Genomic DNA, 21,770 nt, shown 5'->3' on the forward strand with positions numbered 1-21,770 from the left:
GGCATCGACCATGCCTCCGGCAGCGCAGTTGTCGCTCCAGGACGTCGAAAGCACCGCTGGCCAGTCTGCATTGCAGCCTACTATCTGATAATCGGCAACCGGCATAATTACCGGGTCCGCATCGTCAACAACACGCGTGACCGTGGTCGTAGTCATTGCGCTATTGCCACAGTCATCCGTTACTAAAAACGTGTAAACACGCGATTCTCCACAATTATTTACCATGACCGGGCCCGCAGTGGCATCGACCATGCCTCCGGCAGCGCAGTTGTCGTTCCAGGACGTCGAAAGCACCGATGGCCAGTCCGCATTGCAGACCGCTATCTGATAATCGGCAACCGGCATAATTACCGGGGCCGCATCGTCAACAACACGCGTGACCGTGGTCGTAGTCATTGCGCTATTGCCACAGTCATCCGTTACTAAAAACGTGTAAACACGCGATTCTCCACAATTATTTATCATGACCGGGCCCGCAGTGGCATCGACCATGCCTCCGGCAGCGCAGTTGTCGCTCCAGGACGTCGAAAGCACCGATGGCCAGTCCGCATTGCAGACCGCTATCTGATAATCGGCAACCGGCATAATTACCGGGTCCGCATCGTCAACCGTTCTGGTGACTGTAGTTTGTGTACTAAATGGATCTCCGCAAGCGTCAATACCCGAAAAAGTGTACAGGTAAGTTTCCACGCAACCATTTGTACCTTGTAGAACGGGGACACCAATGATGTTCCCGCTGGTTGAACAGTCCGTCCATGAGGTGGACAACATAGGTAATTCAGCATTGCAAGTTGATAAAACAACAGGGTCAACCGGAGTGATGACCGGATTACAAACAAAAGTCATATTATGGCTACAAAAACTGACACATCCGTTTGCATCTGTAATAGTAACCGAAAAAGTCCCGGTGCTATTGACCGAAATACACGATGAGGTTTCTCCCGTGCTCCATAAATAACTTGCAAGCCCATCGGGTGCGCAAAGCTGTGTTGGTTCTCCGGGGCATGTTGTATTGCTGCCAGTAATTGAGCAAACCGGAAGAGGGTTTACGGTGACAGTAATGGTATTCGAAGCTACTGAACCGCAGCTATTTGTATTGGTAACGAAAAAATCGCCACTATTGGAGACTGTAATGGATGCGGAGACCGCACCGGTATTCCAGGTTCCACCAACATTGCCGCTTAGCACAACGCTTTCGCCTATGCAAAATGAGGTGGCTCCATTTGCCATAATGGTAGAAGCTACTGGAGGTGCCCCGATTGTAACCAGGTTGTTTTGAAGAGAAATGGCTCCCGCCTGACTTAAGGCCTGCCCCATCAGGGTAGCACCATCGAGTAAGTTTATAGCGCCATTGACCAACATGATCCCTCTGAAAACAGAGTTTCCACCCAAATCAACCTGCCCGTTTATCTGCCAATATACATTGCAAAGAGAAGCGCCGTTAACCAGTGTAATGCTTGAGCTTACGGTAGTCGCCAGAGCACCACCTATTTTAAAAATAAAAATTGCACTAGGGTCGTTCTGAGCATCTAATATCAGGTCTCCGTTAATGGTTGATGCCGCGCCTGTACAGTATACATCAGGAGTCAGCACTTGTCCGTTGCCCATCGTTACAGGAATGACCTGTCCGCAGGTTACCGTGCTCAGGCTTCCATAAGCCGTTGCCAAGTCTGTAGCGGCGGCAGTCGAGACTGCATCAGCTACATGAACCTGACCTACCAGGACCCCGGGAGGAAAACCATTGAATGCACCTACGTTTGTCCCCACATCACCTGTTACTGAGGTAGAGGCTCCCGCCACGTTAAATTCGCCAGCGGCGGTGAAAACGGCAAAATCCGAAGCTGCTCCTAAGTTTGGAGCCTGCCCGTACATCACATGTGACGTTAATAGCAGCATTACCGTCATTAAAGCATTGCGTAGTCTTATTATCATAATGGCAGACTTTTTTTGTTCGTGAATAGTTCCTTGTAAAGGTCGAGGTAAAAACATTGCCCGTTTTACACAATTCGTCTAAATATTTACATGATTCACAGGAAAAAACAATGATTATCAGGCGGTTACAAAGAAGATACTTTGCATAACCAGCAATGCCTACTTCACAGAAAAATGATAGCTATCGGCAGGCACAATGGCGGTGGGCACAGGTTTTTTTATAGCAACCTGTGGGAGAGCCCCTCAGTGGCCGGCAAACGGCAGGTAGGGTGCCTGATAAAAACCTCCGTGGCTGGAAAACGTCAGGATGAGCACTGCGGTCTGAGGATTTAGGTTACCAGTAATTTGTCAAGTATGAAAAGCGGAGTGTCCGGAGGTAAGCAGCAGGAGCATTTCTCCTCGGCTGGATATAACATGTGACTCTACCTGGCTTCGACAGGCAGACAGGTTCGCCGAAGTCTTGTAGCATATGCGGTCTGTTCTACCCCTCACTTGATACTTGACAAAGCACGAGCTGTCTGCTGGAGAGCGGTGGGCTTCAAAGTGTATTGAAAAAAATAGCGTGTATTAGAGCGTGTTGGGACTTTTGTCTTCAGACAGTTGCCCGCCGTTTACCATGACCTGCCATCCCAGCCCGTCCGACTTCAAATACAGCAGCGGGTAATGTATCCGCTTGCTGCCTTTATCGCTATGTAGCTCATTCCAGTAGTGTTCAAAGCGCTCGAACAGCCCACCATTGATCGGGATGCAGTTCGCTTTCAGATGCAGCGTTTCCATCCAGTCCGGGAGCGCCAGTACCAGAAGTGGTTTATGCGGAGCGCTATTCTTTGTAGCGCCCGAGGCTCTGGAATTTTTCAAGTAGGTCTTGCATTAGCTTCAGTTCAATCTGGACACGGATACGGCTTCCTCTCCCCACCCCTCCACATTAAACCCCGTCTCATATAGCCCAACAACTTAAGATTTGTGAAATTATGGCGCAGCTATTTTTTTAGCGCGCAAGGCAAAAAACGTAGGCGATGCCTACACGAAGCGTGGGGTAAGGGGCCCACGGTGAAGTCGGCGAGGCTTTTTAACGCAGCGAGGTGGAAAAAGAGCAAGTCAGAAATCACAAATCTTGGGTTGGCGGACTATAAATATACTTCGGCGCTCTCGGCAGGGGCTGCCCGGCCCGCTGTTAGTAGGCGACTTCGGGGAGGCGCAGCAGGGCATCGAAGTAAAGGTCCTTTGGGAAGAGGGTGGGGTTGGCCCCAAATGAAAGAATCCCCGCAAACCCATTTATCCCTAAAAAAATGTATATTGAAACTTGATTGTAAACAAACCTCATGCCCATATCTTTTGTAGGCAGGAACACCCTCCGGCGGTATAGAAGATACCGAAAAATATACCCTTCACGCCGGGCGGCATTCCGGGCAGCGAAGCGGGACGGTAGTATTCCCATGAGTCAACATCCGGAAGAAACCATTTACCCTGGTACTGATCTGGGAGATGAGTATGGGCTTGATGATCGAAATGTAAGGCTCTATATCTTTAGCATTTTCATTGGTGCTGTAGCTTTTGAATACCATTTGCGGGAAGATAAAGAGGCTTTCTACGGAGCCGAAAGAGGGGCAGGCGATCAGTTGCCGCATTTCAATTCCGGCAAAGCAGATAGACGGCAGGGAAAATTGAAGAAACACCATTATTGGAAGAAATGATTAATGTCCAACATAATACCGTCAACGAGGAGCAGTTTCGATACTCAAAGCTTCCCGCAAAAGGACTGGAGCGTTACGAACATATTCGTTACAGCGCACTCCGTATTGATCATGCGGACTTTTCCGCCTTGCTACACACACTTTTCAATAAAATACTGGAAAGCCATCAGCTCTTTTTTATCTATATCGAAAGCAAGCCGCAGACCATACGCGCCGTGCGTAGTCACAAAAAAATGCTTTATCAGGAACTGCAATCGGGCCAGCTACTGCCGGCGGAGGTTTGGGAGGAAGAGCTAAAAACCAGTGATGGCTGCTCCTTGTTAAGCGCGGCTATTCAGGGTAACAAAAACAATATACCCTTCATTTTGGAGGAACAACTGCACACCAATTTTAGATTCGGTTGCATTCTGCCCAAAGAAGCCGCTTTTTCTCCTGCCGGGATGCTGAGGGCGCTTCCTGATTTCTTACGCCCCCAATCAAAGCTCACCCGGGTGGACACTCCAAGGCTGCTCCAATACTTTTCGGCACAGCAGGCGCATCTTTTCCAACTGCCGTTTGATGCCAATGATAAATTGCAGTTCTCGCTTTTTGCTCATCGGCAGGACGATGTGTTCGCAGCAGTCGTTTCGTCTATCGACCAGGAATATACGCTGCCGGAGTGCAACTGACCCCATTGCCTGTACAGTCAGCCCACTATTAACCGGGATGCAGTTCTCCTCCAGCTTCAGCGTTTCCATCCAGTCCGGGAGCGCCAGTACCAGAAGTGGTTTGTGCGGAGCGCTGTTCTTTGTAGCGCCCGAGGCTCTGGAATTTTTCAAGTAGGTCTTGCATTAGCTTCAGTTCAATCTGGACACGGATACAACTTCATCTCCCCACCCCTCCACATTAAACCCCGTCTCATATAGTCCAACAACTTAAGATTTGTGAAATTATGGCGCAGCTATTTTTTTAGCGCGCAAGGCAAAAAACGTAGGCGATGCCTAAGCATCGGCGAGGCTTTTTAACGCAGCGAGGTGGAAAAAGAGCAAGTCAGAAATCACAAATCTTGGGTTGGCGGACTATAAATATACTTCGGCGCTCTCGGCAGCTGCTGCCCGGTCCGCTGTTCATAGGCCGCTTCGGGGAGGCGTAGCAAGGCATCGAAGTAAAGGTCTTTCGGGAAGAGGGTGGGGTTGGCGCGGACCCGCTCGTAAAAAGTACGGCCGTTGGCAAGCACAGCGCAGCGGGCGTACAGAAAGAGATCGGAAGACAGGGATTCGTCCTCTGCCACAGAGGCTTCGGCGTAGTCCCGACCGTCGAGCTGATAGAGTTGCCTGGCAAACCAGTCGTAAAAGTCGAGGATATCGACTTCCGGGAATTGGCTGAGCTGAGCTATGGCAGGAGCGAGGACCGCTGCATCATCGCCTTCCTTGGACCAGTCGAGCGCGTGAATGACGTCCCAGTACCGGGCCAGGCGCTCGTGTTGCTCAGCCAGGGTGTGCTCCACCGCCTGCAGGGTGGCTTCATCGTCCGTTTCCAGGAGTATTTTGGTCAGGCGCAGTTTGCGGTCGGCAGTGCTCATAAGCATTAATGGTATGAATAGGTAATTTAGGCAAATCCGACCCTTTTTGCAAGTTGCCCCGCCACCTAAGCCCCACCCACCTTATCCAACATATAGCTCAGCCGTTTGAGGTCAGCTGTACGCTGCTCCACGATAGAGTCTTCCACATCCAATTGCTCGAGCCAGGACTGCGCACCGGAAAGCAACTGCCGGATCGCATCAGGGGAAATCCGAAACTGCCCGCGCAGGTACAGCTCCAGCTCTACAGCCGCAAGCTGCAAGGCAACGGTAGCAGCTTCCAGGCTGAGGAAACCCTCGCCTTTGCCCAGCCCCTGCTGCAGAAGGGGCAAGGCAGCGCGGTAGTGCTCTCTTGACTCCGGCAGCTGGCTCTGCTCCTGATAGAGCTCTCCCAGGTATTTCAGATTGGAAGCCAGGAAGAGGCCCGCCTCGCTTTCCGGCAGCTGTTTGAGGACCTCCACTGCACGATGATGGCACTGCAGGGCTTCCGTCTCCCGGCCTTCATCCTGATGCACCAGGCCGCAAGCCCCGTACAGACGAGCCAGGAAGACCGACGGCTCAGGGGAGGCCTCCTCCAGGCCAGCAATAGCGATATGATAATGCTCCAGGGCTTTTTCCATCTCAAAGTTATCCTGAAAGACCTTGCCCAGCTCGTAGTGCAGCGGCCACTGTTCTTCTGCGGGCAGGCTGTCTTGCAAAGCTTCTTCCAGCATGGTCCGGGCAGCGTCAAACTGAAAGGCTTGCCGCAATTGGTAGGCTTCTTTCCGGACGTTTGTGCTATTGGCGTTCATAAAAGCGTCGAATTTAGTCTCCTGGCAAGCTAAAATAGCGTCTTTTCGGGGGTTCAGGGCCAAGATTTTCCAAAGCTATAATTTTTTAATTACCTTCCCGCAATTACGTAATTTTATCCATACAGATATGAAAATTGACAAGAACAAGGTCGTTACCTTACACTATAAATTGCAGGAAAAAAGTGCGGATGGTGATTTAGTAGAGGAAACCTTCGGCAGTGAACCCCTGGTATTTTTGTACGGCGCAGGCGCCATGATCCCTAAGTTTGAGCAGGAGCTCTCAGGTATGGCAGAAGGCGATACTTTTGCTTTTGGCATAACCAGCGCAGAAGCCTATGGCGAATATAACCCGGATGCGATTGCGCCCGTTCCCACAGAAGCTTTTGTGGTGGATGGAGAACTGGCCGAAGACCTCCTGCAGGTGGGCCGTGTCATCCCTATGCGCGACAATGAAGGCAATCAGCTCCTCGGCACCGTTATGGAAGTGGGCGAAGAGCAGGTGCAGATGAACTTTAACCACCCGATGGCAGGTGTTGACCTCTACTTCTCCGGCCGTATTGAAAACGTTCGCGAAGCAACCGAAACGGAAGTGGAGCATGGCCACGTCCACGGGCAGGGAGGCGTTGAGCACTAGACCTATGCCACCAATTGTAACAGACCAAATGGGGCGCAAGGTACAGTTGCCTGCGCCCCCGCTCCGAATTGTCTCCCTTGTCCCTTCTCAGACGGAGCTCCTTGCCGACCTGAAACTGGACGAAGCGGTCGTAGGCATTACCAAGTTTTGTGTGCACCCTGAGCACTGGTACCGTAATAAAGACCGGGTTGGCGGCACCAAGGAAGTCAAAATGAACGTCATTGAGCAACTGGCCCCCAATCTCATCATCGGCAACAAGGAAGAGAACAGCCCGGAAGATATCCTGGCTCTCGAAAAGCACTACCCGGTATGGATGAGCGATATTGAAGACCTGGAGGACGCCCTCGAAATGATCCGAACGGTAGGCCTGCTTACCAACCGGCAACCGGCAGCGGAAGAGCTCGCCGGGCAAATTCAGGGCGCATTCATCGACCTGGGCCAGTACACGCAGCGCCTGCCACCGGTAAGTGCCGCCTACCTCATCTGGCGGGACCCCTATATGGTCGCTGCCCGGGAAACTTTCATCGACTACATGCTTCAGCAAGCGGGCTTCCGGAATGTCTTTGCGCGGGAGCGCCGCTATCCGGAAGTGCGCCTCGAGGCAATCGCTGCCCGGGAGCCGGAGGTTATTTTGCTTTCTTCTGAACCCTACCCGTTCAAGGATAAACACATTGCAGAAATCCGTTCGGCCTGCCCCACTTCAGAAATCCGGCTGGTGGACGGGGAGCTGTTCTCCTGGTACGGGAGCCGGCTGCTAAAAAGCCCGGCCTACTTCAAAGCCCTCCGGCAGCGTTAATGTCTCACTGACGGCAATGCGGTTGCACAGAATCCGTTACCTTTGTTGAAACCCAGGTTGATTTGCCTGGACCATTCAAAGACAGACGGCCCATGAAATATTTATACCTCATTCTTGCGATCAGCTTTTTTGTACCTGCTGCTCAGGCACAACAGGTAGACCCTGAAAGCGGCAAAGTCACGAATCAGCTGCTCGTACAGCTGGAAAAAGACGCTGCCCTTCAGCCTTTGGTACAACGCGCCAATCAGCGCTATGCCAACGCGGTGACGCCCGTACGCGTAGTTGCCCGGAGCCAGAATATCCACCTCTTACAGTTTGACCCCGCCCGGTGCCCGGCGGAAGCGCTGGCACAGTGGCTGGAAGTACAGCCCGAGGTGCAGTACCAACAAGCCAATTATAAGATTGACTTCCGGAATACACCGAACGACCCGGACTACGATTTACAATGGGGTGCAGAACGCATCGGCCTGCCCGAAGTGTGGGCATTCGGGCAAGGTGGGGTCACTGCCAACGGCGACACTATCGTCATCGCAATCCTGGACAGTGGCTTTGACCTTTCTCACGAAGATATTTCCGGTAATACCTGGGTCAACCCCCGGGAAACCCCCGGCGATGGTATTGATAATGACGGTAACGGCTACATCGATGATATGAATGGCTGGGATTTCCGGTCAGACAGTCCGGAGATTGCTTTCGACAACCACGGCCTGCAGGTGTCTGGCGTGCTGGCCGCTACTGCCAACAACGACAAAGGCATAGCGGGCGTGTGCTGGGATGCTAAAATTATGTACCTGAGCATTCGGTATATCGATGATATCATCTCAGCCTATGCGTATGCCCTGGAGCAGCGGCAACGATACAATGAAACCCTGGGTGCCGAGGGGGCTTTTGTGGTAGCGACCAATGCCTCCTTTGGCCTCACTGATCCTTTCTTTTGTGCAGAATACCCCATCTGGGGCAATATGTACGACCTGATGGGCGAAGTCGGTATCCTGACCGGTGCAGGAACAGCTAATAAAGACCGGGATATTGATAGGGTTGGCGATATGCCGACCTCCTGCGAGAGCGACTTCATCATGACGGTGCTCAACAGTACCGAAGACGAAGAAAAATTCACCCAGTCAGGCTACGGCAAGGTGACTATCGATATGGCAGCGCCGGGCGAGGGTTCCTACAGCCTGGCCCCGTTCAACCGCTACGCGATATTTGGGGGCAACTCGGCCTCAGCCCCGCACCTTACCGGAGCAATTGGCCTGTTGTACAGTATGCCTTGTGAGTTTCTGGCTACCGAGGCACTGACCAAGCCCAAAGCAACAGCCTTATTTGTACGTTCTGTGCTGGAGGAAAGCGTTGACCGGTTCCCGGCCTATGAAGACCTCACCGTCACCGGAGGGCGGCTGAACGTACGCAGCGCCATGAACCTGCTGAGCGATGCCTGCGGCGGTACTACCGGCGACCTTGACCTCCTCAATATTTACCCCAACCCTGCCCGCGACCGGTTGAACATTCAATACGAAACACCGGACTTTGAGACGTATGAGTTCCGCATTTACAATACACTTGGGCAGCTCGTTTACCGCAATAACGATACCCCGGCACGCTTCCGCGAAAAGCGGCTGGAGGTGGATGTGAGCCGCTGGCAGGCGGGCATGTATGTGGTAGAGGTCTTCAACGGGGAGCGTGTGGAGACCCGGCCCTTCATTGTGCTGCAGTATTAGCATGCTGCAACTTCAGAAGCCGGGTAGCGCAAAAGTAGCCGTGCCCGGAGGACGGATGGCCCCGGACCAGGAAGAACGCCTCATTTCCGGAACACTCCCGCCCGCAGGTTGCCATAGCCATCGAAGCTGCGCCCCAGGCTAAAGCTCACCCCCAAGACGACGCTAAGGGCAATACAGACAAAGATCACAATCATGATCGCCAACTGATAACGGATGGCGGTATCCGGTGTAGCTCCACCGATGATCTGCCCGGTCATCATACCTGGCAGAAAAACGACCCCCATAGTAGCCATACTCGCAATCGAAGGGTTTAGGGCGGCTTGCAGGCTGTTGCGGAAAAACGGGATCAGGGCTTCCCATCGGGAGGCTCCTGCCGCCAGGTAGTACCGGTACGCATCCTGCTGATCCTGCAGGCGTTGGTAAAAATCAGAAAGCCCAATGACGATACCTTTCAGCGCATTGCCCAGCAGCATCCCCCCGATGATAATCAGGTACTGTGCTGAGAAGACCTCACGTATGGGCAGCAGCAGCACATTAAAGAAAAGTAATACCGAAAGACCGGATACCAACAGCGCCAAAAAGACCGGTACAAAGAAGTAGCGCAACCGGAGCGTACTGCTCTGTACCGCAGAGACGGCCGCAAAACCCACCATAACGACCACCCAAAGTACATTCAACCAAGCATTGTCCCAACGAAACCAGTAGATGAGCAACACCCCAACCAGAGTAAGCTGCACCGTCATGCGTACCACGGCTATCGCCAGCCGCCGCAGTACACCTAACCGGAAATACCAGATCAGGCCCGCCGGCAGTAGCAGCAGAGCGTAGAAGGCTACCATAGCCCAAAGCGGTATAGGTACTGGATTGTCCATCATCAGTCAGATTGAGAAAGGTCTAAGATATGGTCCGCCTGCCAGCCCTGATCGTGCGCTACGATAATCATGGTTTGGTCTTTCAGCCCGGACAAATAGTCCATCACCTGAACTTTACGGTCGGCATCTACCGCCGATGTAGCCTCATCAAGCAGGAGCAGATCACGCTGCAGCAGCAGGGCACTGATGATGGCCAGGCGTTGTTGCTCCCCTCCCGACAATTCCCGCACGGGCTGTTGCAACTGATCGGGCTGCAAACCGAAATCGGCAAAGTAGGCTAGTGCTGCCTGCTTAGAGAAACGGAGCGTTTGATTGGCCTGAAATTGATGTAAATGTTCGAGTAAATCCCGGGCAGTACCCGCTACTGAAGGTAACCGTTGAGGGACGTAGGCAATTCGCTGACGGAGCTGCCAGATGGTACGGGGATTTACGGTTTGTCCCCCAATAACAATCTGCCCCTGATCGGGCACGCAAAACCCCAACAGCAGCTTTAGCAGGGTAGACTTACCGCTGCCGGAAGAGCCGGTAACCAGTAAGTGGGACCGGACAGGAAGGTGAAGGGAAAAGTCAGAGAAAACCGTCTTCTGACCAAAACGGACAGTGAGGTGTTCCAGCCGGATTTCCATTCCGGTTACTGCTGACTGGCAGTGAGGGACGTAGACCGGGCAATGGCTTTTACGGCCTCCTTGACCATATCGTCCTGCATATTCCAGACTTTGTAGTAGCCCTCATCTTCAAAGAGCTGCTTCGCAATACGAGCTTTGAGCATATGCCTGACCGCATTTTTTACCGGCTCGCTCAGCCCTTCATCCGGCAGGGTGACGCCCCGCTCCTGCGCATAAGCCATGAGCCCGTCCAATAATGAGTCTTTTATCTCAAAATCAGCGATGAATTGATCCAGCCCCTGTTCGGAAAGGGCAGCCGGGTCTGTGCCCTCTGCCAGATAGCGGAAAATATACTGTGGGACGTACTGCCGGAGGGCCAGGTAGTCATCATGCAGGGCCAGCGTGTCAATCGGCACAAAAATATCAGGCATGATGCCCCCGCCGCCGTACACAACCCTGCCGTTGTCGGTATAATACGCTGTCGAATCCTGGATCAGCATATTCTTGGCTGTCTCCAATTCACCGGTTTCGTAGCGGTCGTACATTTCGTGCTCGTAAGCCTCCGGGTCATCGTAAGGTTTTTGGATGGAACGGCCCGAAGGCGTATAGTAACGGGCTACCGTCAGGCGCAGGGCAGCGCCGTCGCGCAGTTTGTACTGCTCTTGTACCAATCCTTTCCCGAAGGAGCGCCGGCCAATGATAACGCCCCGGTCGTGGTCCTGAATAGCCCCGGCAACAATCTCACTGGCTGAAGCCGAGCCCTCGTCAATCAGCACCACGATATCTTCCACATCAAAGAAATTGCGGCCGGTGGAAGTGTACTCGCTGCGGCTGACCGCATCGCCTTCGGTATACACCAGGAGTTGGTCTTTTTCCTTGAAAAGCTGGCTGAGCATATTCGTCGCCTGCTGCAGATAGCCGCCCGGGTTGTGCCGCAAGTCGAGGATCAAATCCTTCATCCCCTGCTTTTCAACCAGGTCTTCCAGCGCTTTCATGAACTCCTCGTAGGTGGTTGCACTGAAGCGGTTGACCTTGATGTAACCAGTGGTATTGTCCAGCATGTAGGATATATCCACGCTGTTCATAGGGATTTCATCCCGTGTTACCGTAAAATTACGCAGCGTTGTTTCTTTACCGCGAAGGATGCCGATCTCAACATCCGTTCCTTTTTCGCCCCGCAGCATCTTGATGATGTCGCCGGAGTCCATATTCACACCAGCGATGATGGAATCCGCAATTTCAACGATCCGGTCACCTGCCAGAATCCCCGCCGTTTCGGAAGGCCCGCCGGCCAATGGCGTAACCACCACGATGGTATCTTCCAACACCATGAACTCCACACCGATGCCATCAAAGTTCCCTTTGAGCTGCTCGTTGACTTCCTGCAGCGCTTCGGCCGAGATGTAGTTGGAGTGCGGATCAAGACGAGAGAGCAAGTCATCGATGACCTCTTGGGTAAGCGCCGCTTTGTCTACCTCATCCACGTACTTAGCCTCAATGTAGCGGAGAATTTCCTCTATTTGTCCCTGCCCGATGCCCTCGGGGCCAGGTGTTTCCTGCTCAACGACAAGCCTGGGCATATTGGACTGCATGCGCATACCCAGCAACATGCCGGTAACGAGTACAACAGCAAACAATAGCGGAAGCCAGATGCTGAGTTTATTCGGAGCAGAAGGTTGATCTTGGTACATGTTCAGGATACGGTGTGATGATTTCGAAAAAAAAGTCCTCCATTTGACAAGTTTCGTGGAAACCGAAAGGGGCGAAAGGCATGCAGCTGTGAAGCGCAGAACTTCCAACAGTCTTACGGAACCACAAAATTCATCAATGAACGCTAAAGTCAAAAGCGTAATGGCTTTAGCGGACCGTATATAAAATACTACCGTAATACAAAAATAGGGGATTTAATGTTGCTCGATTGCGCTAATTTTTCCGACGCCGCATTTCAGTCTGCCGCATGGGCATCTGATCAATACGGGCAAACAGCTCCGGCATAGCCACTATCGCTTCCTTCTCTAATTTGACGCCGCCGTCTTTACCAATCAACAAAAATTTCAATCCATCCTCAGGCAAAGGCCCGTACTTCTTAATAAGTACTGCACGGGAAGTGGCTTCCAGTGGTTCATTGCCAGGCCCCAGCCCCCCGTGGTTGAAAATTTGGTATAAAACCAGATCCCGGTCCGTGACTTCTTCCGGCTGAGCCGTCCAAAGGGCAAGCTGTTGTTTGAATACAGCCTCCTGCTCAGTGGGAGCAAGCAGCACAACCACACGGTGTTTCCACAAATGAGGCTTCAGAGGCTGGGCACTCCCCAGGTGAGCTACGAACAAAGACCCAACTAACCAAATGAACTTCTTCATAGTACTTAGTTTACTGATTTAGAAAGCATTGATTTTGTAAAAAATCAGAATTTCCTGCTAGTCAAGACAATATCTAAGGACCTGTAATTGTTTACTAGAACATCTCAAATCCCTTGCTGCCATGAAAAACTTCCTCCTCATTTCCGCCCTTTTTGCCGCTCAGGCTACCCCTGCTCAGGACCGCTTCGTCAACCATGACCTGGAGGGGTACTACGACTGGTTTCACGAACAGTCACAAGTGGCGGACCACTACGAACCGAATACCACGCTTTATACCTTCACAGCCAGCACTCAGGTGCACGAAGGCCCTTGCCGGGATGCGGACGTACTCACGAAACTGCCCCTCGCATTTCCCGTGACCAACCTGAGCTACGATGATCCTTACTTCCTTCCCGAAGATGAGATCAACGGCTATGGTGATTTTTGGTACCACGTGACCGGGCGTGATGACAGCGGCCAGCCATTCCAGGGCTACATCTGGGGAGCGGATATTGCCAAAAGCTACTACCGTACTGATTTGAATAAAGACCAGAAGCCAGAGTTGGTGCTCCTGGGTATTTCTACCCAAAAACGGAAAAACCTCCGGGACATCAATGCCGAAGTACGCCTGGTGCAGGAAGGCCAATTGATGACTGCGAGCACCATCCCCGGGCTTTGCCTGTTTGAAGATTGTGCGGCCAGTTCCCTCCTCCGCGTGGTCCATACCCCTCAGGGTTTCCCGGTGATAGAAGCCAGTACCATGACGGTAGGCTGCTGGGCCGGAATTGAAAAGGCTTTTTATTTTTACGATGGTACCAGCCTCAACCGGGTTTACCATGCTGAATACACTACCGACCACGAGATTGTCAGCGCGCCCTTTATCGTCAATAAAGGAGCCTCCGCTCAGATTTGCCAATACAGCCATGAAGGCGAAAATTATACACCGATCTGGAAGTGCCAGCCCCTTGAAGGCGATACTGACCGGGCAGAAGTGGCTATGGAAGCCCCGGCAGATGTCCGTGTGAAATAGAAGCAGGCGTAGCCCTGCCTTTCCAATCGCAACGCCACCAAGCGTTACCCGGATTACAACTTGCAATGAGCCAGACACCTGTACACCGGCTCAGACAAAGCGGATGCCCCCGACCGGGCCATCCGCTTTTTTTGTATCCCTCATGACCGAACTTACCACCCACCAACTAACTGCACCTGAGCTTTTTCCCCTATTTTCAGCCCATTATTAACCTTGTGAATTAGAATGATGAAAAAACGCTTACCACTGTTGCTGGTGTTATTACTCCCCCTAATCCTTTCCGCCCAGCAACTCAACCATGTGCTTGGCGAGGCACTGATCCGACTAGAGCCAACAGCCAATATCCAAGCCCTGACCGGGCGCCTGCAAACCTTCAACGGGCGGGTCACTCAGTTTAAAGTGAAGGAAGAAGTGGTCCCTTACATGCGCATTTGGCGGGTTGGGTTTGACCACACGACTATTTCCGAAATTGACTTCCTCGCCTACCTGAACCGCATGCCGGGCATCATGGTAGCCCAATACAACCACTTGGTCGATTTGCGCAGTACCGTACCCGATGACCCCCAGTTTCAGGACCAATGGCAGTACATTAATGCTGGGCTGGGCAACTGCGTGGCAGGTGCCGACATTGACGCCGACCTCGCCTGGGATATTACCACCGGGGGTACCAACGGGCTCGGTGACGATATCGTGGTCTGCGTGGTAGACGATGGGCTGGACCCCAATCATCAGGACTTTGGCGACAACGTCTGGGTGAATGTAGCGGAGATTCCCGGCAACGGCATTGATGATGACAACAACGGCTTTATTGATGACTACGCCGGATGGAATACCGGCTCTGATGACGACGACATCGATGCCTCCAATGGGCACGGTACGCCCGTTGCGGGCATCGTAGGTGCGCAGGGCAATAACGGCATAGGCGTGGCGGGTGTCAACTGGGATGTGAAGCTCATGATCGTGGTCGGCGGCTCGGGTTTAGAGTCGGAGGTGCTTGAGGCTTACAGCTTTCCCCTCGCCCACCGCATGCGCTACAACGAAACCGGCGGAGCAGAAGGCTCCTTCGTAGTGGCCACCAACTCTTCCTGGGGCGTCAACTTCGGGCAGCCTGAGGATGCCCCCCTGTGGTGTGCATTCTACGACACCCTCGGCGTACACGGCATCCTCAATGCCGGCGCGACGATCAACGGTAATCAAAACGTAGATGAGGTTGGTGATTTACCTACCGCCTGTGCCAGCGACTTTATGATCAGCGTGACCAACCTCAACTGTACTGGCAACAAAGTCAACGGGGCCGGTTTTGGCATTCAAACCATCGACTTGGGCGCGCCTGGCCAGGGCACCTGGACCGCTGCTGAAGGCAACAACTACGGTGGATTTGGCGGCACTTCCGGTGCGACGCCCCACGTAGCGGGTGCCATAGCCCTGCTCTACTCCGCTCCCTGCTCCCAGCTTACTCAGCTGTCGCTCGAAGCACCGGCCGAGGCCGCTTTGCTGGTCCGGCAGGCGATTTTTGATGGCGTCAAGCCCAACCCTAGCCTGGAAGGCATTACGGTGACCGGTGGCACCCTCAACCTCTACAACAGCCTCCAAATGTTGCTCCAAAACTGCGGGCCCTGCCCGGAGGCTTTTGGAGTGGAAGCGACCGTTGTAACCGACAGCAGCGCCGTGCTCAGCTGGATATCCTCCGATTCCACCTTGCAGTCAAGCGTGTACTGGCGGGAGCGTGGCGATACCACCTGGCAGATTATTCCGGATACGGTTGCCCCGGTTGAGCTCAACGGCTTGCTTTCCTGCACGGCCTATGAGTTTGCCATCGAGGATGTTTGTGCAGATACAACGGTCTTGTCGCAGCTGGCTACTTTCCTTACAGATGGGTGCTGTGATGCGCCCCAAGACCTCTTTGCGGAAGCGACGGTTGACAGCACGGTGCTTTCCTGGCGCGCAGTAACCGCCGCCAATGCTTACCAGGTAACGGTCATCTGCCCGATGGATACCCTAACCTACGACAGCGTACTGACCAATACCCTAACCGTGACAGGGCTGGATTCCTGCCAAACCTGTATCGCCAATGTCCAAAGTTTGTGCAGCGACAGCCTGCTACCCGATTCTCTGGGTACAGATATCCTGTTTGACGTGCCGGGTTGTGGCAATTGCATAGACCTCGAGTACTGTAGCGTAGAAGGCGACACCAATTTTGAATACATCAATGCTGTATCCATCAACGACCTTGAAAACACCTCAGGCAACGATGGCGGCTATGGAGATTACACGGGCCTGAGCACCAGTCTGGAAACCGGCGCAGGCTATACCCTAACGATTACACCCGGTTGGGTGACGGATGCCTATCCGGAAAACTACTGGGTCCTCATTGACCTCAATCAGGATGGCACGCTGGACCTGAGCACCGAAGTAGTGGGCAGTGTAGAGGCTTCGGAAGAGGCCAGCATCGAAATTCAGGTCTTCATTCCCGATGACGCCCTGACCGGCAGCACGCGTATGCGGATTGCCATGGCTTTTGAGACCAGCCCAGTACCCGAATGCGGTAACAGCATCGAAGGAGAAACTGAAGATTATTGCTTGGAAATCACCGATGATATCCCACCCTGCTCCATCCCTGCTGCGATCACCACGGATTCTCTAAGCTATCAGGAGGCCCGGATCAGCTGGACAGGCAACAACGATGATTACCAGCTCCGCTTCCGCCCGGCTGGCTCTCTGTTATGGGTGACACTGGATGAGGTCGGGGCACAAATGCTCGTCCTGACCGGACTAGACGTTTGCACCACCTACGAGATACAGGTCGCCGGTTTATGTGGTGACTTCCCAAGCTTGTGGTCAGATACGTTCTCCTTTTCCACGCTTTGCAACCCTGCCTGTGATAGCGATGCGGCCATGCTTACCGCAAGTGCCCTTACAGACAGCACAGCTATGCTCAGCTGGCAGGCACCCGATGCCGCCCTGAGCTACGAACTGCAGGTACGTAAAAACGGTACTGCGGTCTGGGATACCTACCCAACCGAGAGCCAGGAGCTGCAGTTGGAGAACCTGGATTCCTGTTCCGTTTATGATGCCCGGATATGGGTGTCTTGCGAAGGGGTCAATAACATCAGCCCGCCCTCTGCCATCATGAACTTCGAAACTACCTGCCTGACCAGTACGCAAAATCTTGCCAGCGAACTTCGACTGGAAGTCGCCCCTAATCCCTTCCGGGAAACCCTCGGCATTCAACTGGAACTGCAACAGGCACAAGCGGTGCGGTACCTGCTTTACAATGCCGCCGGCCAACTGCTCCTGCAGCAGGAGGAAGCACTGGCACAAGGTGCTCAGCAAAGCAGCCTGCCTACCGCTGCCCTCCCGGCCGGGCTGTACTGGCTGAGCGTGCGTACGGAACGCGGCGTCGCTACAGTTAAAGTGATTAAGCAATAACCCGTTTGACGGACTGAAATGCAGCGGCCGGCATTTCTATTGGAAGTGCCGGCTGCTTTGTTATAACACCATTTGATAGTACTAATAGAACTAAATCACCGTTCAATGCGTATCAATAGTATCAAATGATACTATCATGCAGCACAAGTATTTCGAGCCTACCGCAGAAATCGTCAACCTTTCTACAGACATAGGGCATCTGCTAGGGGTGATCGACGGCTCACAGCTCCGTAAGCCTCAGCCCACCCTTCGCAAGCGCAACAAGATCAAAACCATCCGCGCCTCCCTCGCTATTGAAGGCAATACTCTGACGGAAGCACAGGTCACTGCCATCCTGGACAATAAACCCGTCATCGGCCCGCAGAAAGATATCCTGGAGGTCAGGAATGCCATCAAAGCCTATGAAAGCCTCCCCGGTTTCAACCCTTACGCTGAGTTGGATTATCTCAGGGCTCATCAGATACTCATGGAAGGCCTCGTGGATAAAGCAGGTCAATACCGAACTGAGGGCGTTGGCGTATTTCAGGGCAATCAGGTGGCTCATCTCGCGCCTCCCGCCTGGAATGTCCCTCATTTGATGAGTCAACTCTTTGCGTATTTGCTGTCGGGCACCGAAAACCTGATCATCAAAAGTTGTATTTTCCACTATGAAATGGAGTTTATCCACCCCTTTTCAGATGGTAACGGCCGAATGGGCAGGCTTTGGCAAACCCGCCTGTTGATGGAAGCCAACCCCGTCTTTGAGTTTCTGCCTGTGGAAAAAGCCATTAAGGATAGTCAGGAGGATTACTACAAAGCACTTAGCGACAGCGACCGGTCAGGATTGTCTACCACCTTTGTGGTTTATGCCCTGAAAAAGATGAGAAGCAGCCTGCAGGAGATGATTAAGCTGAGTACTCCACCGGCTAATGCTGAAGAGCGCATTCAATACTTCATGGAACAGCACGATCAGCCTTTTTTTACCCGTAAAGATTATATGGCTGTTTTCCCAAACCTTTCCACCTCCACTGCCTCCCGGGATTTACAGGCAGCAGTGCAACAGGGCTTGCTACTTAAGACCGGGGATAAGCGCAATACGACCTATGAGCGTCGGTGAGGCTTATTTCCCCACCCGCAGCACAATCTTCCCTTTGCTCTCATTGCTTTCCATATACCGGTGAGCCTCCGCCACTTCTGACCAATCGTAGATCTTATCGACAATCGGGCGCAGCTGCCCGTTCGCAAATAAGGGCCAGGCAAAAAGTTGCAAATCACTGGATAAACGGATTTTATACTCCAAATCCCGCGCACGCAGGGTGGAGCCGATGATCTGAAGCCGCTTGCGCAAAACCGGTGCGATGTTGAGGCTATCCACTTTCACCCCGCCCAGAAAAGCCAGGAGCACCATACGCCCTTCCAGCCCCATGACTTCCAGGTTTTGCTGCAGGTAGGGCCCGCCGATGAAGTCGATAACGACATTCACGCCTTTCCCCTTAGTATAGCCCTTTAGCCTTTCGGCAAAATTTTCTGTCTTGTAGTCAATGGCCAGTTCCGCGCCCAGTTCTTTACAAAGGCTGTGCTTGCCCGCCGATGCGGTGACCACCGGGTGTGCGCCCATGACTTTGGCCAGTTGAATAGCAGCAGTGCCCACCCCGCTTGCGCCGGCATGAATGAGCACCCGTTCGCCTTCCTGCAACTGAGCCAGCCAGCGCAGGGCCTGAAAAGCAGTCAGAAACACTTCCGGGACCGATGCGGCCTGCACGGCATCAAAGCCTTCGGGCCAGGGCAGGGCCAGTCGTTCAGGAATCACCGCGTACTCGGCATAACCACCGCCGCCCAACAACCCGCAGACTTTATCGCCGACCTTCCAGTGAATGACCTGCCCGCCCACTTCCACCACCTCTCCGGCCATTTCCAGCCCCATAATCGGGCTATCTCCCTCCGGCGGGGGGTATTTGCCCATACGCTGCAGGGTGTCCGCCCGGTTGAGGGCCGTGGCTTCCACTTTGACCAGTATCTCGTTATCGGCAGGAGTAGGGGTCTCATAATCGCCCAGGTAGAGTTCTTCCGGGCCTCCAAAAGCTTTAATTTGTATGGCTTTCATCGTTGTGTTTTAATGGCTTCAAACTGAGCGGCAGCATCTGCCCAAAGGCGTTGACGGTTCGGCGCAAAGGCGCGGGCGTGTTCAAGATAAGGCTTGAAGGCTTCAGGCTGCATTGCCCATCTGTTCAACCAAGATACTATTTCGGTATGAGACTGGCAAAGCTGACCATTCCGACCCACCTCAACATGGTTAGGCACATTGCCCCCAGCATACGCTAAAATGGGCAATCCTGCCGCCGCCGCTTCCTGCAGGGCCATGCCGTAGGTTTCCATGTAGGCTGCTGAAATGAGGAGGTTCGATTGGGCGTACTCGGCGAAGAGCGCGTCCTGCGCAAGGGTCCCCAAATACTGTACGCCTTCCAGTTGATTCAGTACCGACAGGCATTGCGCAGCGTAATCAGATTCCATACCACAACCACCAGCCAACCGGAGCACGACCCCTTCAGGAGGTGCCTTAGCCCAGGCTTGCAACAAGGGCAGGATACCTTTCCGCTCTACCAAATTGGCGACTATCAGCGCCTGAATGGGGTGCGATGGCTTGTCATGCAGCTCCGGGAGACGCTCCAAAGCTGGCTCTATTACCTCCACGGAGCCTTCCACGCCCATACGCCGCAGGTAGTCGGCTGTATACGGGCTTGTCGCCAAATACCAGGCGTAGTGCTTCAGCCAAGGCCACTCTTTTTCCTGAAACCAGTCTGCCCCGCGCCAGCCCGCCGGCGGGTGCAGGCTCTCCAGGTGGTGCACGATGAGCCCGGCCCGAGCAGCTTCAACGCTGGGCAATGAAGGGGCGAGCAACGTGTCTGCCAGCAAGGGCACCCCTCCGGGCAATGCTTCTATGTCTTCCCTTTCGTAAATGGTATGCCCCCGCTCCCGAAGCGCATCGATCAAATGCCGGTTGTAGAGGTTTCCCCCGGACACAAAAGCTTCCGTATCGGGAATTAAAAAAGCGTAGGTATACCCATCAGGCTTCATAGGCGGCCCAGGCTTCGTGCGACTCGCCAAGGACGACCTTGATCCGGCCGTCAAACTGATCGGCCACTGCAGCCTTTACCTGCCCGTGAATGTACAGAGCCAAAAACTCGGTGGTCGTCAGCTTGCCTTTGAATTGCGGCAGCTCGTCCAGGTTTTGGTAATCCAGAGGAGCGAGTGCCTGTTTGAGGGCATCGTGCGCCAAGGCGATATCAATGACGATGCCCATCTCCGTGAGCTGTTTGCTGTAAAAGGTGACATCAGTGACGTAAGTTGCTCCGTGCAGCCGCTGCGCCGGCCCAAAGTCCGGGTGTGGCAGGGAATGCGCAATCATAATGTGCTGTCGAATGGTAACACTGAACATGCTTTATTTTTTTGGTGAATAATCGAAGGCGGTACCCAGGGGCGGCATGGCCCCGGAGCGCAGCTGCTCAAAAAATGCCGGTGCTTCTTCAAAGGGCAGCACCTGCGTGATATGGGCATCGTAGGCAGGGTCTTTCAGCAAATCCATCACGAGGGCTTTGCGGCGGTGGAAGTCCCAGCGTGCCCGGCGATCTGACGGAAGATTGGCCACCTGAGAACTGATGATTTGCTTTCGCCCGTAGTGGAAATCGCCGCCCAGCCGTACGGTTGCTTCCCGCTCGCCGTACCAGCTGAGCTCCATGATTTTGCCTTCCGTTCCTACCGCATCTACAGCCTGTTGCAGCCCGGCCCCGTTAGCAGTGGTATGAAAGGCCACATCCACGGGCTGCCCGTCCCAGTTTTCAAAGCCCATTTCCGCAAGCTGCGCTTGCCGTTGAGCATGAGTCTCGGCCAGTTGGACCTGTACGCCCGGCATGCGGGACAGGGTGCGGGAAAGCAAACCGCCTATCATACCAAAACCCACTACCAGCGCCCGGTCGCCCAGGCTGATACCGCTATCCCAAATGGCATTTACAACCGTCTCCATATTGCTGGCCAGGGTGGCGCGCAGTGGCGGTACGGCATCCGGCAAAGGAAAGAGCCCCTCTGCCGGGGCCTTTAGTTCCGTTTGGTGCGGCCAAAGGGTATGTACGAGCTGTTGATGCAGCTCATGCCCCGGCGCATCTACCTTACCCACCCAGGAATAACCATAAGTCAGCGGAAAGGAAAAATGCCCGGCCATACCCGGTACGCGCATAGAGGTATGCAAGGCTACGGGCACACCTCCGGTAGCGACCAGACGCTCTGTGCCGGTGCTGACCAGGGAGTATAGAGCCCGGACAAGCAGCCCCTTTTCAGATAGGGCTACGGGCTGAACAGCGGATTCATTATCGGAAAGGTGCCATAAAGCTTGAGGCATAA

The 21,770-nt window shown here is 53.6% G+C and carries 21 protein-coding genes; 8 read left to right on the top strand and 13 right to left on the bottom strand.

All coding sequences use genetic code 11. The features are described 5' to 3' along the window. On the bottom strand, nucleotides 1-1,932 hold a 1,932-nt coding region (locus RIC19_RS00840; protein WP_350175850.1), incomplete at its 3' end, for an ice-binding family protein. 567 nt (nucleotides 1,933-2,499) lie between these two features. Continuing rightward, entirely contained in the window at nucleotides 2,500-2,790 is a 291-nt protein-coding gene (locus tag RIC19_RS00845; RefSeq protein WP_350175852.1) for a hypothetical protein, read from the bottom strand. A 464-nt stretch (nucleotides 2,791-3,254) separates the two neighbouring features. Between RIC19_RS00845 and RIC19_RS00850 the strand changes: the two genes are divergently transcribed. Beyond that, nucleotides 3,255-3,626: a hypothetical protein gene (locus RIC19_RS00850; protein WP_350175854.1), complete on the top strand. Its 372-nt coding sequence runs from the start codon at nucleotides 3,255-3,257 to the stop codon at nucleotides 3,624-3,626. Beyond that, on the top strand, nucleotides 3,623-4,294 hold the full coding sequence (locus RIC19_RS00855) for a hypothetical protein (RefSeq protein ID WP_350175856.1): 672 nt from the start codon (nucleotides 3,623-3,625) through the stop codon (nucleotides 4,292-4,294). The genes RIC19_RS00850 and RIC19_RS00855 overlap by 4 nt, the downstream gene beginning before the upstream one ends. Before the next feature lie 28 nt (nucleotides 4,295-4,322). Here the strand turns inward: RIC19_RS00855 and RIC19_RS00860 are convergent, their stop codons facing one another. From RIC19_RS00860 to RIC19_RS00870, 3 genes are all read right to left on the bottom strand, one after another. Next, a complete protein-coding gene (locus tag RIC19_RS00860) occupies nucleotides 4,323-4,457 on the bottom strand; it encodes a hypothetical protein (protein ID WP_350175858.1) in 135 nt (44 codons plus the stop codon). Between the two features lie 205 nt (nucleotides 4,458-4,662). Further along, nucleotides 4,663-5,187 (bottom strand): DUF4240 domain-containing protein, encoded by a 525-nt coding sequence (locus RIC19_RS00865; protein WP_350175860.1) that lies wholly within the window; start codon nucleotides 5,185-5,187, stop codon nucleotides 4,663-4,665. A gap of 65 nt (nucleotides 5,188-5,252) precedes the next feature. Further along, complete coding sequence (locus RIC19_RS00870; protein ID WP_350175862.1) at nucleotides 5,253-5,975, bottom strand: tetratricopeptide repeat protein; 723 nt, start codon at nucleotides 5,973-5,975, stop codon at nucleotides 5,253-5,255. A 127-nt stretch (nucleotides 5,976-6,102) separates the two neighbouring features. Here RIC19_RS00870 and RIC19_RS00875 point away from each other — a divergent pair, with 127 nt between their 5' ends. The 3 genes from RIC19_RS00875 to RIC19_RS00885 all read left to right on the top strand — a co-directional run bounded on the left by RIC19_RS00875 (nucleotide 6,103) and on the right by RIC19_RS00885 (nucleotide 9,123). Next, nucleotides 6,103-6,609, top strand: coding sequence for an FKBP-type peptidyl-prolyl cis-trans isomerase (locus RIC19_RS00875; protein ID WP_350175864.1), 507 nt, complete (start codon nucleotides 6,103-6,105; stop codon nucleotides 6,607-6,609). 4 nt (nucleotides 6,610-6,613) lie between these two features. After that, on the top strand, nucleotides 6,614-7,405 hold the full coding sequence (locus tag RIC19_RS00880; RefSeq protein WP_350175866.1) for an ABC transporter substrate-binding protein: 792 nt from the start codon (nucleotides 6,614-6,616) through the stop codon (nucleotides 7,403-7,405). Nucleotides 7,406-7,497: 92 nt separating this feature from the next. Beyond that, entirely contained in the window at nucleotides 7,498-9,123 is a 1,626-nt protein-coding gene (locus RIC19_RS00885; protein ID WP_350175867.1) for a S8/S53 family peptidase, read from the top strand. 80 nt (nucleotides 9,124-9,203) lie between these two features. Here RIC19_RS00885 and RIC19_RS00890 read toward each other — a convergent pair whose 3' ends face one another. From RIC19_RS00890 to RIC19_RS00905, 4 genes are all read right to left on the bottom strand, one after another. Next, nucleotides 9,204-9,998, bottom strand: coding sequence for an ABC transporter permease (locus RIC19_RS00890; RefSeq protein WP_350175869.1), 795 nt, complete (start codon nucleotides 9,996-9,998; stop codon nucleotides 9,204-9,206). After that, nucleotides 9,998-10,621 (bottom strand): ABC transporter ATP-binding protein, encoded by a 624-nt coding sequence (locus RIC19_RS00895; protein WP_350175871.1) that lies wholly within the window; start codon nucleotides 10,619-10,621, stop codon nucleotides 9,998-10,000. Before RIC19_RS00895 ends, RIC19_RS00890 begins: the two co-directional genes overlap by 1 nt. A 5-nt stretch (nucleotides 10,622-10,626) precedes the next feature. Continuing rightward, a complete protein-coding gene (locus RIC19_RS00900) occupies nucleotides 10,627-12,291 on the bottom strand; it encodes a S41 family peptidase (RefSeq protein ID WP_350175873.1) in 1,665 nt (554 codons plus the stop codon). Nucleotides 12,292-12,523: 232 nt separating this feature from the next. After that, a complete protein-coding gene (locus RIC19_RS00905; protein WP_350175875.1) occupies nucleotides 12,524-12,958 on the bottom strand; it encodes a DUF4174 domain-containing protein in 435 nt (144 codons plus the stop codon). 121 nt (nucleotides 12,959-13,079) lie between these two features. Between RIC19_RS00905 and RIC19_RS00910 the strand changes: the two genes are divergently transcribed. The 3 genes from RIC19_RS00910 to RIC19_RS00920 all read left to right on the top strand — a co-directional run bounded on the left by RIC19_RS00910 (nucleotide 13,080) and on the right by RIC19_RS00920 (nucleotide 18,492). Next, nucleotides 13,080-13,967 carry a hypothetical protein gene (locus RIC19_RS00910; RefSeq protein WP_350175877.1) on the top strand — a complete coding sequence of 296 codons (888 nt, stop codon included), beginning with the start codon at nucleotides 13,080-13,082 and terminating at the stop codon, nucleotides 13,965-13,967. Nucleotides 13,968-14,192: 225 nt separating this feature from the next. Beyond that, the gene (locus tag RIC19_RS00915) at nucleotides 14,193-17,396 is read left to right on the top strand and encodes a S8 family serine peptidase (protein WP_350175879.1); all 3,204 of its coding nucleotides are present in this window, start codon (nucleotides 14,193-14,195) and stop codon (nucleotides 17,394-17,396) included. Between the two features lie 136 nt (nucleotides 17,397-17,532). Beyond that, nucleotides 17,533-18,492 (top strand): Fic family protein, encoded by a 960-nt coding sequence (locus RIC19_RS00920; RefSeq protein WP_350175881.1) that lies wholly within the window; start codon nucleotides 17,533-17,535, stop codon nucleotides 18,490-18,492. A 3-nt stretch (nucleotides 18,493-18,495) separates the two neighbouring features. On the opposite strand, the gene RIC19_RS00925 is transcribed toward RIC19_RS00920, so the two are convergent. Genes RIC19_RS00925 through RIC19_RS00940 form a run of 4 tightly spaced genes read right to left on the bottom strand, consistent with a single transcriptional unit; the run spans nucleotide 18,496 to nucleotide 21,768 of the window. Continuing rightward, nucleotides 18,496-19,479 (bottom strand): NAD(P)H-quinone oxidoreductase, encoded by a 984-nt coding sequence (locus RIC19_RS00925; RefSeq protein ID WP_350175883.1) that lies wholly within the window; start codon nucleotides 19,477-19,479, stop codon nucleotides 18,496-18,498. Continuing rightward, nucleotides 19,476-20,450, bottom strand: coding sequence for a glycosyltransferase family 4 protein (locus RIC19_RS00930; protein ID WP_350175885.1), 975 nt, complete (start codon nucleotides 20,448-20,450; stop codon nucleotides 19,476-19,478). Before RIC19_RS00930 ends, RIC19_RS00925 begins: the two co-directional genes overlap by 4 nt. After that, on the bottom strand, nucleotides 20,440-20,811 hold the full coding sequence (locus RIC19_RS00935; protein WP_350175887.1) for a 6-pyruvoyl trahydropterin synthase family protein: 372 nt from the start codon (nucleotides 20,809-20,811) through the stop codon (nucleotides 20,440-20,442). The genes RIC19_RS00930 and RIC19_RS00935 overlap by 11 nt, the downstream gene beginning before the upstream one ends. Nucleotides 20,812-20,814: 3 nt before the next feature. Next, nucleotides 20,815-21,768, bottom strand: a complete 954-nt coding sequence (locus tag RIC19_RS00940) for a zinc-dependent alcohol dehydrogenase (RefSeq protein WP_350175889.1) — start codon at nucleotides 21,766-21,768, stop codon at nucleotides 20,815-20,817. Nucleotides 21,769-21,770: the final 2 nt, after the last annotated feature.

This window comes from Phaeodactylibacter sp. (genome assembly GCF_040219495.1).
Taxonomy (GTDB): domain Bacteria; phylum Bacteroidota; class Bacteroidia; order Chitinophagales; family Saprospiraceae; genus Phaeodactylibacter.